General features: G+C 66.3%; 11 protein-coding genes and 1 pseudogene. 3 read left to right on the top strand and 9 right to left on the bottom strand.

Annotation, left to right across the window (positions count from 1 at the left end; genetic code table 11):
• Nucleotides 1–42: 42 nt before the first annotated feature.
• Nucleotides 43–503, bottom strand: a pseudogene (locus WKB25_RS12920) (YetF domain-containing protein); the annotation flags it as partial.
• 316 nt (nucleotides 504–819) lie between these two features.
• Nucleotides 820–3,594, bottom strand: coding sequence for a DNA polymerase I (gene polA, locus WKB25_RS12915; RefSeq protein ID WP_340571092.1), 2,775 nt, complete (start codon nucleotides 3,592–3,594; stop codon nucleotides 820–822).
• 97 nt (nucleotides 3,595–3,691) lie between these two features.
• On the opposite strand from polA, the gene WKB25_RS12910 reads away from it, so the two are divergent.
• Complete coding sequence (locus WKB25_RS12910) at nucleotides 3,692–3,976, top strand: DUF2782 domain-containing protein (protein ID WP_099819903.1); 285 nt, start codon at nucleotides 3,692–3,694, stop codon at nucleotides 3,974–3,976.
• 298 nt (nucleotides 3,977–4,274) lie between these two features.
• Here WKB25_RS12910 and WKB25_RS12905 read toward each other — a convergent pair whose 3' ends face one another.
• From WKB25_RS12905 to WKB25_RS12890, 4 genes are all read right to left on the bottom strand, one after another.
• On the bottom strand, nucleotides 4,275–4,721 hold the full coding sequence (locus WKB25_RS12905; protein ID WP_025878044.1) for a universal stress protein: 447 nt from the start codon (nucleotides 4,719–4,721) through the stop codon (nucleotides 4,275–4,277).
• A 219-nt stretch (nucleotides 4,722–4,940) separates the two neighbouring features.
• Complete coding sequence (gene rtcA / locus WKB25_RS12900) at nucleotides 4,941–5,957, bottom strand: RNA 3'-terminal phosphate cyclase (RefSeq protein WP_340571090.1); 1,017 nt, start codon at nucleotides 5,955–5,957, stop codon at nucleotides 4,941–4,943.
• Between the two features lie 82 nt (nucleotides 5,958–6,039).
• On the bottom strand, nucleotides 6,040–7,266 hold the full coding sequence (locus tag WKB25_RS12895; RefSeq protein ID WP_340571089.1) for an RtcB family protein: 1,227 nt from the start codon (nucleotides 7,264–7,266) through the stop codon (nucleotides 6,040–6,042).
• A 531-nt stretch (nucleotides 7,267–7,797) separates the two neighbouring features.
• Nucleotides 7,798–9,345, bottom strand: a complete 1,548-nt coding sequence (locus WKB25_RS12890) for a VWA domain-containing protein (RefSeq protein ID WP_340571088.1) — start codon at nucleotides 9,343–9,345, stop codon at nucleotides 7,798–7,800.
• 187 nt (nucleotides 9,346–9,532) lie between these two features.
• On the opposite strand from WKB25_RS12890, the gene rtcR reads away from it, so the two are divergent.
• On the top strand, nucleotides 9,533–11,128 hold the full coding sequence (gene rtcR, locus WKB25_RS12885) for an RNA repair transcriptional activator RtcR (protein WP_340571086.1): 1,596 nt from the start codon (nucleotides 9,533–9,535) through the stop codon (nucleotides 11,126–11,128).
• Between the two features lie 75 nt (nucleotides 11,129–11,203).
• Complete coding sequence (locus tag WKB25_RS12880) at nucleotides 11,204–11,350, top strand: hypothetical protein (RefSeq protein WP_340571085.1); 147 nt, start codon at nucleotides 11,204–11,206, stop codon at nucleotides 11,348–11,350.
• A 94-nt stretch (nucleotides 11,351–11,444) separates the two neighbouring features.
• On the opposite strand, the gene WKB25_RS12875 is transcribed toward WKB25_RS12880, so the two are convergent.
• The 3 genes from WKB25_RS12875 to uvrD all read right to left on the bottom strand — a co-directional run bounded on the left by WKB25_RS12875 (nucleotide 11,445) and on the right by uvrD (nucleotide 14,722).
• Nucleotides 11,445–11,999 (bottom strand): hypothetical protein, encoded by a 555-nt coding sequence (locus tag WKB25_RS12875; RefSeq protein ID WP_165378453.1) that lies wholly within the window; start codon nucleotides 11,997–11,999, stop codon nucleotides 11,445–11,447.
• 105 nt (nucleotides 12,000–12,104) lie between these two features.
• A complete protein-coding gene (locus tag WKB25_RS12870) occupies nucleotides 12,105–12,431 on the bottom strand; it encodes a low molecular weight protein tyrosine phosphatase family protein (RefSeq protein WP_340571082.1) in 327 nt (108 codons plus the stop codon).
• A gap of 98 nt (nucleotides 12,432–12,529) precedes the next feature.
• A complete protein-coding gene (gene uvrD, locus WKB25_RS12865; protein ID WP_099819910.1) occupies nucleotides 12,530–14,722 on the bottom strand; it encodes a DNA helicase II in 2,193 nt (730 codons plus the stop codon).
• Between the last annotated feature and the right edge of the window lie 9 nt (nucleotides 14,723–14,731).

The raw sequence follows: 14,731 nt of genomic DNA, 5'->3' as shown, positions 1-14,731 counted from the left end.
CGCAGCGCCACAGCGAGTCACCGCGCCCGCCCAATCGTCCTTGCGCTTGGGAATGATGGTAATGATGGTGATGTGGCCGTTGGTTTCCAGCAGCGCCAGTTCCACCTCTTCCACGCCGATGCAGCTCTGCTGGCGCATGGCGACCTCGAAATCGGCGCGGCTGACCAGCTCGCGCCGCAGCACGCTGTCGAAGAGCTTGCCGTTGCGCGCGATCACCACCGGTTCGCCTTCGATCAGCCGTTCCATGCGGCGGCTGCGGGCGGTGATCCAGTCCACGCCGTAGTTCAGCAGGATCAGCGGGCGGCCAGCGAAGTATCGGTGCCCAGCAACGCGTTCTGCACCGCGTTGCCGAGCAGCACGATCAGCAGCACATCGAACGGCGTGACCTGTCCCAGCGCGCGCTTGCCACTGAGCCGGGCCATGCCCAGCACCACCGCGTAGACCACCACCGCGCGCAGGGTGAATTTCCACCACGGCATCGCCAGGGCGAACAGGTTGGGCATTGCGGGTTCCCCTGCTGAGCGATGGCCCAGCGTGGCGCAGCAGCACACAAATAAAAAAGCCCCGCTGACCAGGGGGAGGTCAACGGGGCCGGGGAACGGGTGCTTGGGGAGGAGCCCCCGTTCCGAGATCTGCTCCAGGGGATGGGAGAGATCCACAACAGGCATTGCGCCTGTCGGGAGTTATAGAAGCACTCCGAACACTAACGGTTCGTGAAGGGGCCCAATTTAATAAGCACCCCTCAGGGGAACATTCATGTTTGAGTCAGAAACATCGCACAAATGAACGAATTCACGGCATTTCCGGCCTGAATGCGACTCAGTGCGCCTCATCCCAGTTACTGCCGATGCCGGTATCGACCACGAGCGGCACTCGCAATTGTGCTGCTTGCGACATGTGGTGCACGACATTGCTGCGCAGCGCTTCAATGAACCCGGTCTCGGCTTCGAATACCAGTTCATCGTGCACCTGCAGGATCATCCGCGCCGGAGCACCGCTGTCACGCAGCCACTGATCCACCGCGACCATGGCGCGCTTGATGATGTCGGCGGCCGTGCCCTGCATCGGGGCATTGATCGCCGCGCGTTCAGCGCCGGCACGCAGGCCCTGGTTACGTGCATGAATGTCGTTCAGGTACAGGCGGCGACCGAACAGGGTCTCCACGTAGCCCTGCTCCCGGGCCTGCTCGCGCATGCGCTCCATGAAGTCACGCACGCCCGGATAGCGGCTGAAGTACAGCGCCACGTAGTCCTGCGCCTGGCCTCGGTCGATGCCGAGGTTGCGGGCCAGCCCGAACGCGCTCATGCCGTACATCAGGCCAAAGTTGATCGCCTTGGCCGCGCGACGCTCGTTGCTGGTCACTTCTTCCAGGGTGCGGCCGAACACTTCGGCGGCGGTAGCGCGGTGCACGTCGGCGCCTTGCTCGAAGGCGCGCACCAGGCCCGGATCTCCGGACAGGTGGGCCATGATCCGCAGCTCGATCTGCGAATAGTCGGCCGCCAGCAGCTGGAAGCCTTCCGGGGCGATGAACGCGCGGCGGATGCGGCGGCCATCCTCGGTGCGGATCGGAATGTTCTGCAGGTTCGGATCGGACGAGGACAAGCGGCCGGTGGCCGCGCCGGACTGGTGGTAGCTGGTGTGCACCCGGCCGGTGTCCGGGTTGACCATCTCCGGCAGCTTGTCGGTATAGGTGCTGCGCAGCTTGGCCAGGCCACGGTATTCAAGGATCACCCGCGGCAGCTCGTGCTGCTCTGCAATCGCCTCCAGCGCCTCTTCGTTGGTGCTGGGCTGGCCCTTGGGGGTCTTCACCACCGCCGGCAGCTTCAGTTCGTCGAACAGCACCGCCTGCAGCTGCTTGGGCGAATCCAGGTTGAAGCTGCGCCCGGCCAGTTCGGTGGCCTTCTGCTGCGCGGCCAGCATGCGCGAGGACAGGTCCTGGCTCTGCCGGCGCAGTTCGTCGGTGTCGATCCGCACGCCATTGGCTTCGATGCTGGTCAGCACCGGCACCAGCGGCATCTCGATGCTGCGGTACACGCTGTCCAGGGTCGGTTCGGCCAGCAGCTGCGGCTGCAGCGCATGGTGCAGGCGCAGGGTGATGTCGGCGTCTTCGGCGGCGTAGCGGCTGGCCTCGTCGATGCCCACCTGCGAGAACGAGATCTGCTTGGCGCCCTTGCCGGCCACCTCCTCGAACTTGATGGTGTTGTAGCCCAGGTAACGCAGGGCCAGCGAATCCATGTCGTGGCGGGTGGCGGTGGAATTGAGCACGAAACTCTCGAGCATGGTGTCGTCGTGGTAGCCCTGTACGTCCACGCCATGGCGGCGCAGCACGTGCAGGTCGTACTTGCCATGCTGGCCCAGCTTCTTCTTCGCCGGGTCCTGCAGCACCGGCCGCAGCGCGTCGAGCACCTGCGCCAGCGGCAGCTGTGCCGGCGCGCCCGGATAGTCATGGCCGACCGGGATGTAGGCAGCCTTGCCCGGTTCCACCGCCAGGCTGATGCCCACCAACCGCGCGCGCATCGCATCCAGCGCATCGGTCTCGGTATCGAAGCTGATCAGATCGGCCTGCTGCACGCGTGCGACCCAGGCCTGCAGCTGCTCGGTGGTCAGCACGGTCTCGTACTCGCCGGGCGCCGACAGCGCCGGATCGAGTTCGCCCGCCGGCGGCGCTTCGGCGCTGCCACGGGCAAAGCCGGCCGCGGTGCCACGCAGGCTGGGCGTCGCGTCGTTGGCCACCGCAGGCGCTGGTACCGGCCCACCCAGCTCCTTCAATGCCTGGGTGAAGCCGTAACGCAGGTACAGCTCGCCCAGCGTGGACACATCCGGGTCACGCAGGGCCAGCGTGGTCGGGCTGGCGTCCAGCGCGACGTCGGTGCGGATGGTCACCAGCTCCTTGTTCAGCGGCAGCCGCTCCAGCGCGGCGCGCAGGTTCTCGCCGATCTTGCCCTTCATGGTCGGCGCGGCCGCGATCACCCCGTCCAGGTGCTGGTATTCGGCCAGCCACTTGGCGGCCGTCTTCGGCCCGCACTTCTCGACCCCGGGCACGTTGTCCACGGTGTCGCCCATCAGCGCCAGCAGGTCGACGATCTGGTCGGCACGCACGCCGAACTTGTCCATCACCGCCGCGTCCGAATCCATGCGGCTGCCGGTCATGGTGTTGACCAGTTCGATGCCCGGCCGGACCAGCTGGGCGAAATCCTTGTCGCCGGTCGAGATGGTGACCTTCAGGTCCTGTGCCACGCCCTGCAGGGCCAGGGTGCCGATCACATCATCAGCCTCCACGCCATCGATGCGCAGGATGCTGATGCCCAGCGCTTCGACGATGCGGCACATCGGCTCGACCTGGCTGCGCAGTTCATCGGGCATCGGCGGGCGGTTGGCCTTGTACTGGTCGTACAGGTCGTCACGGAAGGTCTTGCCGGGGGCATCGACGACGAACGCGACGTAGGCCGGGCGCTCCTTCAGCGTCGAGCGCAGCATGTTGACCACGCCGAACAGCGCGCCGGTGGGCTCACCCTGTGCATTGGACAGGGGCGGCAGCGCGTGGAACGCGCGGTACAGGTAACTGGACCCGTCGATCAGGACTAATCTGCTCATGCGACGATTCTACGCGCCCACGCCTGCACCGAGGCGACACGGCAGTGACGCGACGATGGGGCATAATCAAGGCTCTTTCCAGGCAAAGGCCCCGCCGATGAAAACCCTGATGCTGGCTTCCGTGCTCCTGCTCGCTGGCTGCGCCAGCATGGGCGGCGCCGGCGCGCCCCCGGTGGACGTCAAGGGCGCCGATGTCTCCAAGCGCACGATGGACAACGGTGACACCATCGAGGAGTACCGGGTGTCCGGCCAGCTGCGCATGGTCAAGGTGACGCCGGCACGCGGCGCGCCGTTCTACATGTACGACAAGAACGGCGATGGCCGCTTCGACAACGACAAGGACGGTGTGTCGCCGGTGTACTGGAAGCTGTACAGCTGGTGATGTAGGCAGGGTCGGATCCCCTTCTGCAGGAAAGGGCTCTGACCGCGTCGAGGCGATCGGCAAGGCCCATCCACGCATGGCGTGGATCTACTGGGCATTTCGGGTGGCCCCCATCCACGCATGGCGTGGATCTACTGGGCATTTCGGGTGGTTCCCATCCACGCATGGCGTGGATCTTTGACGGTGAGATTGAGTAGATCCACGCCATGCGTGGATGCTCTACCGGGCGCCGGAAAAAACAACGCCGGCGCGCATCCTGCGGCCGGCGTCGGGTCCCCTCCCCGGGAACGCTTTCGTATCAGCGGATGACCAGCACCGGCAGCGTGCTGCGCGCCAGCACCTCGGCGGTCTGGCTGCCCAGCAGCACGCGGGTGACGCCGCGGCGGCCGTGCGAGGTCATCACGATCAGGTCGCTGTTGCGCTGGCCCGCCGTCTCGATGATGCCGTCGGCCGCATAGCGGTCCAGCACATGCACCGGATTGGCGGTGATGCCCTGCTCGGCCGCCTTGGCCAGGGCAGGCTGCAGCACCTTCTGCGCGCCTTCCTCGCGGTCGGCCTTGTACTCCGGGCTGTTCATGTAACCCACGCTCCAGCCCATGGCGTCGTACATGCCGACGGCCCATGGCTCGGAGACGGTGACGATGTCGACCTCGGCGTTGAGGTCCTTGGCCAGCTCCAGGCCCTTGGCTAGGCCCTTGTCGGCCAGCTCCGAACCGTCGGTGGCGATCAGGATGCGCTTGTACATGATGGGGCTCCGCGGTGATCTACCCAGTGGGAACGACACCATTACATACCCGATGTGGAGATCGTGCCTTGCGCAGGATCAATCCGGCAGCGCGCACGCCTGTCTGCGCAGCGCGGGTTGCCCGGCCGATGCGCGGCCGGGCATCGCCCGGCGCAACATGCCCAGGATCGACACGCGGCAGGGATGCTCCGGTAGCGCCGGGCCATGCCCGGCGGGCACTCAAGCCTCCGCCGTGATCCGCCAGCCACCCTCGTGCGGTTGCCAGTCGAATTCCACCGGCAGGAACTTCTCGATCAACCGCGCATTGCTGACCAGATGATCGCTCAGCACGTGGGTGGTGAACGCACCGCCGCCCGCCAGCGCCATCGGCAGCAGCAACTGGTCAGACAGGTACTCGCCAACGGCACCCGCGCCGTCCAGGTACTGCTTCACCTGCCCGGCCAGGCGCGCGCCGACCTGCTCGGCGGAGACACTGCGCTCGCCATGCCCGCTGAACACCTCCACGTGGTCGCCATGCCGCACGCGCACCAGGGCAACATTGCCCGGTCCCAGCGCCGGCCGTATCGACCGCACGTTGCGCGGATGGGGGTCCACGCCCAGCGTCTCGGCCAGCACCTGCAGTTCGCGCAGGCCGATGCCGCTGGACAGTCCGGACATCAGTACCTGTGCCTCGATTCCCTGCAACGGCGCACGCACCTCCAGCGACGGCGGCTGCAGCGCTGCGCACGGCTGCACCTGCACCTCCATCACGCCACCGCCTGCCGGATGGAAGCCGTGCTGCAGCAGCTGCATCGACGCCTGCACGCCCATCCGTTGCAGCGCCGGCAGATAGCTTTCGGCGATGAAGTCCGCACTGGGCGCCAGCGGGTTGTGGGTACCGCCTTCCAGGAGCAGCTGCGACGCCCCCTGCGCGCGCCACAGTGCCGGCAGCACGGTCTGCAGCACCAGCGTTGCCGAGCCGCTGCTGCCGGTCGCGAAATGATAGTCGCCAGCGCTCACCGCACCCGGCTCGAAGCGCAGCGAGGTAGCGCCCAGTTCCGCACCGTGCACACACGCGTTGCCGACCCGCGCCGCGGCGTTCACCGCGGTCAGGTGCTGGCGCATCAATCCCGGCTTGCGCCGGATCGCGCGGATGTTGTGCAGCGTGAAGCCGGTGCCGGTGCACAGGCTCAATGTCAGTGCCGAGCGCAGCAGCTGTCCGCCACCCTGCCCGCCATCCAGTTCAATCATGTCCATCTGTCTGTTCCTCCATGCCCGTTGTTTCGATGCCGGGCCCTGCTGCCGTGCGCGGCGCAGTGTACGCCGCGCACGGGTTGCTTCATCCCTTCACGCACACCACCTGGCGCAGCGTGTGCACGATCTCGACCAGATCGCGCTGGGCCTCCATTACCGCCTCGATCGGCTTGTAGGCCGCCGGCGATTCATCCACCACCTCCGCATCCTTGCGGCATTCCACGTGCGCGGTGGCCTTAGCGTGGTCATCCACGGTGATCAGCTTGCGTGCCTGGGTACGGCTCATCACGCGGCCGGCACCGTGGCTGCAGCTGTGGAAGCTGTCCTCGTTGCCGAGGCCACGCACGATGAAGCTCTTGGCTCCCATGCTGCCCGGAATGATGCCCAGTTCGCCCCTGCGCGCACTCACCGCGCCCTTGCGGGTCAGCATCACGTCCTTGCCGAAGTGGGTCTCGCGGTTCACGTAGTTGTGGTGGCAGTTCACCGCCTCGGCCTCGGCCTCGAACGGCTTGCTGATCACCGTGCGCACCGCAGCCACCACGTTGCGCATCATCACCTCGCGGTTCATGCGTGCGAAACGCTGCGCCCAGTCCACTGCGAACACGTAGTCGCCGTAGTGCTGGCTGCCCTCGGGCAGGTAGGCCAGGTCCTGGTCGGGCAGGTTGATCATCCAGCGGCGCATTTCCTGCTTGGCCAGCTCGATGAAGTAGGTGCCGATGGCATTGCCCACGCCACGCGAACCGGAGTGCAGCATGAACCACACGCGCTGCTCCTGGTCCAGGCAGACCTCGACGAAGTGGTTGCCGGTACCCAGCGTTCCCAGGTGCTTGAGGTTGTTGGTGTTCTTCAGGCGCGGATGACGCTCGCAGATCAATGCGAAGTCATCCACCAGCTGCGCCCAGCCTTCCACGGCCAGTTCGGGCGGCGTGTCCCAGCTGCCCTTGTCGCGGCCACCGCGGGTGACGCTGCGGCCATGCGGCACCGCCCGCTCGATCGCGCTGCGCACGGCCGACAGGTTGTCCGGCAGGTCGCTGGCAACCAGCGTGGTGCGCACCGCGATCATGCCGCAGCCGATGTCCACGCCGACCGCCGCAGGAATGATCGCGCCGATGGTCGGCACCACCGAACCCACGGTCGCGCCCTTGCCCAGGTGCACGTCGGGCATCACCGAGATCCACTTGTGGATGAAGGGCAGCCTGGCGATGTTCTGCAGCTGCTCGCGCGCCTGGTCTTCCAGCGGCACGCCGCGGGTCCACAGCTTGATCGGGACAGCACCCGGCTGCTGGATCACGTCGTAATTGAGGGTGGTCATGGTGATGTTTCCTTTCATCCAAAGCAAAAACAAAGAAGGTGCGGTGACAAAGGTGGTGGAACATTCCGTCGCCCACGTTGCCGTGAAGGACGGCCGGGACTTGAACCCGACCCCGAAGGGCTTCCGATGTAGTTCCACCTGCATTCCCCGCGCAACGAAAGCGAAGGTGCCGGCAGCACGACAAGAATCTGGAGGAACATCCTGCTCTACCACTGAGCTACCGCCGCGTTGCTGCGGCAGGCGGGAGTCGAACCCGCGACCTGGAGCTTAAGAGGCTGTAGTTCCTCCGGCATTCGCGCTGCCGGCGGTGAATCGGTGGCACCGTTGCCGGTGCCGTTTGAGAAGGTGCGGTGACAAGGGAAGTGGAACGTCTGCTTCCTCACGACAGGCAGGAAACGCGGGACTCGAACCCGACCCCGAAGGGACAACCAATGTAGTTCCACCAGCATTCACCGCAAAAAAGCGAATTCCTGGCCCTGCCCGGCTGGCCCCATTGCCAGCCAGGCGGTCCGTTGCGGCCTCCCTGCCGCCTTACAACGCCATGTCCTGGATGCGCTGGACCCAGCTGCTGCCGTCCTCGGCCGCAGCGGCGTACTGCGCGATCAGGTCGAACACCGCATCGCTGAAGCCTCCGATGTGCAGCACGTCACCGCGCTGCACGGTCTGGCTGCTGGCCACCGGCTGCAGGTCGATGCACACCAGCCGCGCCTGCGGGCAGCGACGCTTCAGTGCATCCCACTGCAGCATCGTGGCGGTCTGGCCGCCGGTGCGGGTGTCGCGCCAACTCTCGTTGTCCGACACCATCACCACCAGGTCCACCGGCTCGCGCCGCAGGTTGAGGTAGTGCAACGGCGCGCTGACCGACGTACCGCCGCCGTTGATCGCCAGCTGGCGGGCCAACGTCATCACGCTGTCGCGCGGGTTCAACCGCACGTGGCGCACCTCGGTATCGAACGGCAATACCTTGGCCTGCGGCTGACCGCGCAGCACGCAGGCTGCAACCAGCGCCGCCACGTCCACACAGCGTGCTGCGGTGCTGGCGCCCTTGCGGTAGCCGGTCACCGGCGACTGCATGGAACCGGATACGTCCACCGCCACCACCACCCGCCCCGGCAATGCCGGTGCCGACGCCGTGGCGATCTCCATCGCATCCTGCAGCGCTTCCAGGATCGGTGGCGGCAGGCCAGCGCCCGCGTGGAAGGCCATCAGCAGCTGGTACGGCAGTACACGGGCACGACGCACCTGCTGCGGATCACGCAGGCGATCTGCGATCACCTGCACCATCGCCGGATCATCGAACACGCCGTTGCGGGCGAACGTGTTGAGGTTCATCCGCATCGACTGCCACGATGCATTGCGGGCCAGTGCCGACCACTGCGCCGCATCCAGCGGCAGCGTGCTGTAGTACTGGAACGGCAGGTCCGGCGGCAGCCCGCGCGGATCACGCTTGAACGCTTCGTAGGCCTGCACCACCACCGGCAGCTGCGCCTCGTCGTACGCACGACCGATGATCCAGGCATACAGCGCCTTGCGCTCGGCGTTGGCCGGCTTCGGGTGCACCATGCGGATCACATCGGCCAGCGACGGCTGCTGGCCGATCGCCGCACGCACCAGCGTTTCCGCCGACGCCTGCTGGATCCACTCACGCACCCTGCGCTTGGGCAGCGAGCCCAGCGAACGGCGCCCCACCTGGCCGCTGCGCATGATCTGCACGAAGGTGCGCAGCTGGCGGCCGTTGTCGATCACCCGCGGAAACGCCAGAGCGAACGCCTCCGGGTCACGCAGGCTGAGCACCGCCAGCAGCAGTGCCGGCATGTCCTTCATGTGTGCGACCTGGCGGGCGTACAGCGCGGTGCGGGCGATGAAGCGCGGCTCGACCTGCGCGGTCAGCGCCAGCACCTGCTGCAGCTGCGCTTCGGCGTCGCTGTAGAAAGTGTTGTTCAGGCACCCGGTGGCCGCATACAGCGCCAGCGCTGCACGCGGGTCGCGGCGGTAAGCCAGGCCACCGGCTTCATTGACGGTGTCTGCCTGCGGCGGCTGCGGCGTGCGCATCCAGGAGAAGAGCGAAAGGTTGGCCATGCTGATGTCCTCGGCGGGAACAGCCCGCGTCGTGTCTTGCTGGATATAGAGCAATGGCCGTGCCAACTTTTCTAACTGGAAACCATGTTATTGATTTTCATTAATTTTCTTCAGTATCGAGCCCTTCAGCCCAGCGAACCGTTGCGAAAAGATATATATTTTCTGCGCATCTTTTATAGGAATGGATATGGCGCGTCGGCAGGTGGTCTTTGGCATGCTCGGCACCCAGCTCGACGCGGGCGAAGGGCCGGGCCGCTGGCAGAAGTGGCGCCCGACGGTGTCGCTGGGCATGCATGAGGATTTCCTGCCCGACCGCATCGAGCTGCTGCTGGATGAGCGCCGCTACAGCAAGCTGGCGCGGGTGGTCTGCGAGGATCTGGTACAGGCGGCGCCGGGCATCAGCGTGCAGCGACACGACACCTACCTGGCAGATCCGTGGGAATTCGAGGGGGTCTACGCCACCCTGCATGACTTCCTCGCCAGCTATCCGTTCCAGCCGGAGGAGGAGGACTACTACGTCCACATCACCACCGGCACGCACGTCGCGCAGATCTGCTGGTTCCTGCTGACCGAGAGCCGGCACTTCCCCGGGCGCCTGCTGCAGACCTCGCCGCCGCGCAAGCAGGACGGCGCCGCCGGCACGTACGCGGTCATCGACCTCGATCTATCGCGTTACGACCACATCGCCCAGCGTTTTGCCCAGCAGCAGCTGCAGGACCGCGACCTGCTGAAGGGCGGCATCGCCACCCGCAACGCCGCCTTCAACCGCATGATCGAACAGATCGAAACAGTGGCCACGCGCTCGCGCGCACCGATGCTGCTGATGGGGCCGACCGGTGCAGGCAAGAGCCAGCTGGCCAAGCGTGTGTTCGAGCTGAAGAAGCTGAAGCACCAGTTGCCGGGTCGCTTCGTCGAGGTGAACTGCGCGACGCTGCGTGGCGACGGTGCGATGAGCACCTTGTTCGGCCACACCAAGGGCGCCTACACCGGTGCTTCCAGCGACCGTGCCGGCCTGCTGCGCTCAGCCCACCAGGGCCTGCTGTTCCTGGACGAGATCGGCGAACTCGGCCAGGACGAACAGGCGATGCTGCTGCGGGCGCTGGAAGAGAAGCGGTTCCTGCCGGTAGGCAGCGACCGCGAAGTGGAGAGCGACTTCCAGCTGATCGCCGGCACCAACCGCGATCTGCAGCAGTCGGTGCTGGAAGGCCGCTTCCGCGAAGACCTGCTGGCGCGCCTCAACCTGTGGACCTACCGCCTGCCGGGTCTGGCGCAGCGCATGGAAGACATCGAGCCGAACATCGAGTTCGAACTGGAACGCTGGTCGCAGGACCAGCACGCGCGGGTTCGCTTCAACGTCGAGGCACGCACGCGCTATCTCGCATTTGCCACCAGCCCGGAAGCGGCGTGGCGCGGCAACTTCCGCGACCTGGGCGCGTCGATCATGCGCCTGGCCACCTTGGCGAGTGCCGGGCGCATCCAGATCGAGGGCGTGGAGGACGAGATCGCGCGCCTGCGGGCACAGTGGCACGGCGGCGATGCACCGTCCCCGCTGGATGCACTACTGGGCGAGGCCGTGGACGCGCTGGACCGTTTCGATCGCGTGCAGCTGGAAGAGGTGGTGCGGGTCTGTGCGCGCGCGAAGTCACTGTCCGCTGCGGGTCGCGAGCTTTTCGCGGTCTCGCGCACGCAGCGCGCCAGCACCAACGACGCCGACCGCCTGCGCAAATACCTGGCCAGGTTCGGGCTGGACTGGGAGCAGGTGCGGGGTCCGGGCACACCGTAGCGCCGGGCTTGCCCGGCTGCCACGCACGGCGCATGCTGGCTGCGCGGCACGCTGCCGCCGTCGGGGAGCACGCGCATGCAGGACCGCAAGCCGGCATCACGGATCACCCCACGGGCCATTCTTCTGGCCGTGGCCGCCGCATTCGTGCTGTTCTATGGCGGCTACCAGCTGGGCAAGCACCTGGCCCTGCGCGAGAACGCGCAGCAGGCCGCAAGTCGGTAACGCCCTTCTGTAGAGCCGAGCCATGCTCGGCTGCTCTCCGCGACCGACGACATCGTGCCAACCAAGGTTGGCACCTACCGGTAGAGGCCTACGCTCAGGCGATCTGCACCACGCGTGCGTTCTGGCACAGCGGGTAGCTGCCGACGAATTCAGCGATCGCATCACGCATCGCCTCGAACGACTGGCCGTACATGTACAACGCGGTCTCGCTCGGGCCCTGCCACCAGCTGCAGATCTCGCCCAGGCCATCGATGCGCTCGGACAGCTGTTCGAACACATGGTTCGAATCGCATTGCTCGTACACCTCATCCGGAAGGGTCAGGCCGTCGAGGTAGATGCCCAGGCCCTCGGTCACGCCGAAGCTGCGATCGGCCTCGCCTGCGCCCTGTATCTGCGAACCCTTCGGCGCACCCAACTGCTCCAGCAGGTCGACCAGCTTCGGCACGCCCGCGGCATCAACCAGCGCCACTTCAATATCGCCGTATTCGACTTCGCCTTCGTCGGACATGGCGGTACCGCCACCGGTGATCCCACCCAGTTCGGCCGCCTGCAGCAGCGCATCGAGTGGATCCTCGAAGAGCTCATGGCGATGCTCGGGCTGCAGCCTGGCGTTCAACTTCACGGTGACATGCAGCGTGGGCTCGGTCATGAGGGCGTTCCTGGGAGATGTGGCCGCTATTGTAGAGCCGCGCCTGCTCGACTGGCTTTGCTGCGGAAAGCAGCCGAGCATGGGCTCGGCTCTACAAGACCGCGCTCAGCGCAGGAAGGGCGGCACTTTCCGTTTCAGCAGCTCCACCAGCACCGGGTCCATGTACTCGTAGTCATCCGGAATATCCAGGCAGATCACCCGCTTGTCCTTCAGCCACGGCTTGTAACGGCTGGAGAGGCGGTTGCGGTGCATCCGCTCCATCACGAACACCAGGTCCGCCCACTGCAGCAGCTCGGGGCTGAGGATCTCTTCGGCCTCGGCGAGCAACCCGGCCGAGGCGGTCTCGATGCCCGGCCAATCGGCGAACACCTGCTCGGCCGTCGGGCTGCGCAGGCGGTTCTGGCTGCAGAGGAAGAGCACGTTGCGGGTCATGAGCCCTCGCCTTTGTAGAGCCGAGCCCATGCTCGGCTACTTCCTACCGCGTTGGGGTCAGGGCCCTCCCTTCGGGAGGGATCCGACCCCGGCGGTAATCAGATCACCGTCAGGTTGGCATACGCCATCACCAGCCATTTGCTGCCGGCGTCGGCGAACTCGATCTGCACGCGTGCGTGGGCGCCGTTGCCTTCGTAGTCGGTCACCATGCCTTCGCCGAACTTGGGATGGTTGACCAGCGCGCCCAGCTTGATCGGCGGCGCTTCGATGGCGGCGTGACCCATCACCCGGCTTGCCCCCATCGAGGCCGGTCGCGAGACCTGCACCTTCGGCCGCACTTCATGCAGCAGCTCACGCGGGATCTCGCGCAGGAAACGCGACGGCAGGCTGTAGTTGTCCTGGCCGTGGATGCGCCGCGATTCGGCGTAGCTCAGCACCAGCTTCTGTCGCGCGCGGGTGATGCCGACGTAGGCCAGCCGACGCTCTTCCTCCAGCCGCCCGCTTTCTTCCAGCGACCGTGCGCTGGGGAACAGGCCCTCTTCCACGCCGGCCAGGAACACCAGCGGGAATTCCAGGCCCTTGGCCGAGTGCAGCGTCATCAGCTGCACGCCCTCCTCGCCCGCCTGCGCCTGGCCTTCACCAGCTTCCAGCGCGGCATAGGCCAGGAACGCGACCAGCTCGTCCATGTCCTCGCCCACTTCCTCGATGTCGTCGGCACGGCGCACGAAGCGCGAGGCCACCGACACCAGTTCGTCGAGGTTGTCGGTGCGCGATTCCGAATCCAGCGCGTTGCGGCTTTCCTTGCTCCAGTGCTCGCGCAGCTGCGAGCGCACCAGGACATGGTCCACGCGCTCGGCAAGGGTCATCTGCAGGGTCTGCGCCTGCAGTTCATTGACCAGCACCAGGAAGCCGGCCAGCGCATTGCGGGCACGCGCCGCCAGTGCACTGCCCTGTGTCACCAGCATGGTGGCCTCCCACAGCGAGATGCCCTGGGCGCGCGCTTCGCGGCGCACTTCGTCCAGCGTGCGGTCACCGATGCCACGCGTGGGCGTGTTCACCGCGCGCTCGAATGCAGCGTCGTCGTTGCGGTTGGACAGCAGGCGCAGGTACGCCAGCGCATCCTTCACTTCGGCGCGCTCGAAGAAGCGCATGCCACCGTACACGCGGTACGGCACCTGTTCGCTCAGCAGCGCTTCTTCCAGCGCGCGCGACTGCGCGTTGCTGCGGTAGAGCACGGCCACTTCGGTATAGCTGCCACCGTCGCGCACCCACTGCCGCGCGCGCTCGACGATGTAGCGCGCCTCGTCCATCTCGTTGTACGCCGCATACAGGTCGATCGGATCGCCGTCGCCGCTGTCGGTCCACAGCTGCTTGCCGATGCGGTCCGGGTTGTGCGCGATCACCGCGTTGGCGGCGTTGAGGATGTTGGCGGTGGAGCGGTAGTTCTGTTCCAGGCGAATGGTCTGCGCGCCCGGAAAATCGCGCAGGAAGCCCTGCACGTTCTCGACCTTGGCGCCGCGCCAGCCATAGATGGCCTGGTCATCGTCGCCGACCACGAACACGTGGCCCTCATGCCCGGCCAGCACGCGCACGAAGGCGTACTGGATGGCGTTGGTATCCTGGAATTCGTCCACCAGGATCTCGCGGAACCGCGCGCGGTAATGCGACAGCAACGGCGGATTGTCGCGCAGCAGTTCGTGCGCGCGCAGCAGCAGCTCGGCGAAATCGACCAGGCCGGCACGGTCACAGCGCGCCTGGTACTCGGCATAGGCCTGGCGCATGGTTTCCAGCCACGCGTCGTTCGGCTCGGGCTGGATGTGCTGCGGGCGGCGGCCCTCATCCTTCTGCGCGTTGATCCACCAGGCAATCTGCTTGGGCGGGTACTTGCCGTCATCCAGCTCCAGCGCCTGTACCACGCGCTTGACCAGCCGCAGCTGATCGTCCGAATCCATCACCTGGAAGCTTTCGGGCAGCTTGGCGTCCTGCCAGTGCAGGCGCAGCAGGCGGTTGGCCAGGCCGTGGAAGGTACCGATCCACATGCCGCGACTGCCATGCGGCAGCTGCGCGTCGATGCGATGGCGCATCTCGCCGGCGGCCTTGTTGGTGAAGGTCACCGCGAAAATGCCGTGCGTCGGCACGCCTTCGACTTCATGCAGCCAGGCAATGCGGTGGGTGAGTACGCGCGTCTTGCCCGACCCGGCACCGGCCAGCACCAGGTGGTGACCGAGGGGAGCGGAGACGGCTTCGCGCTGGGCCGGGTTCAGGCCATCAAGCAAGTGGGAGACATCCATGCCTCCATT

Source organism: Stenotrophomonas sp. G106K1, from assembly GCF_037969685.1.
In the GTDB taxonomy this organism is placed as follows: Bacteria; Pseudomonadota; Gammaproteobacteria; order Xanthomonadales; family Xanthomonadaceae; genus Stenotrophomonas; species Stenotrophomonas lactitubi.
Note: the sequence above shows the minus strand (reverse complement) of the source record. Positions and strands in the feature narration are given on the sequence as shown.

Bases quoted from the DNA above. Each gene is read 5' to 3' on its own strand.
- polA (WP_340571092.1), bottom strand. From the start codon at position 3,594: ATGAGCAGATTAGTCCTGATCGACGGGTCCAGTTACCTGTACCGCGCG.
- WKB25_RS12910 (WP_099819903.1), top strand. From the start codon at position 3,692: ATGAAAACCCTGATGCTGGCTTCCGTGCTCCTGCTCGCTGGCTGCGCC.
- WKB25_RS12905 (WP_025878044.1), bottom strand. From the start codon at position 4,721: ATGTACAAGCGCATCCTGATCGCCACCGACGGTTCGGAGCTGGCCGAC.
- rtcA (WP_340571090.1), bottom strand. From the start codon at position 5,957: ATGGACATGATTGAACTGGATGGCGGGCAGGGTGGCGGACAGCTGCTG.
- WKB25_RS12895 (WP_340571089.1), bottom strand. From the start codon at position 7,266: ATGACCACCCTCAATTACGACGTGATCCAGCAGCCGGGTGCTGTCCCG.
- WKB25_RS12890 (WP_340571088.1), bottom strand. From the start codon at position 9,345: ATGGCCAACCTTTCGCTCTTCTCCTGGATGCGCACGCCGCAGCCGCCG.
- rtcR (WP_340571086.1), top strand. From the start codon at position 9,533: ATGGCGCGTCGGCAGGTGGTCTTTGGCATGCTCGGCACCCAGCTCGAC.
- WKB25_RS12880 (WP_340571085.1), top strand. From the start codon at position 11,204: ATGCAGGACCGCAAGCCGGCATCACGGATCACCCCACGGGCCATTCTT.
- WKB25_RS12875 (WP_165378453.1), bottom strand. From the start codon at position 11,999: ATGACCGAGCCCACGCTGCATGTCACCGTGAAGTTGAACGCCAGGCTG.
- WKB25_RS12870 (WP_340571082.1), bottom strand. From the start codon at position 12,431: ATGACCCGCAACGTGCTCTTCCTCTGCAGCCAGAACCGCCTGCGCAGC.
- uvrD (WP_099819910.1), bottom strand. From the start codon at position 14,722: ATGGATGTCTCCCACTTGCTTGATGGCCTGAACCCGGCCCAGCGCGAA.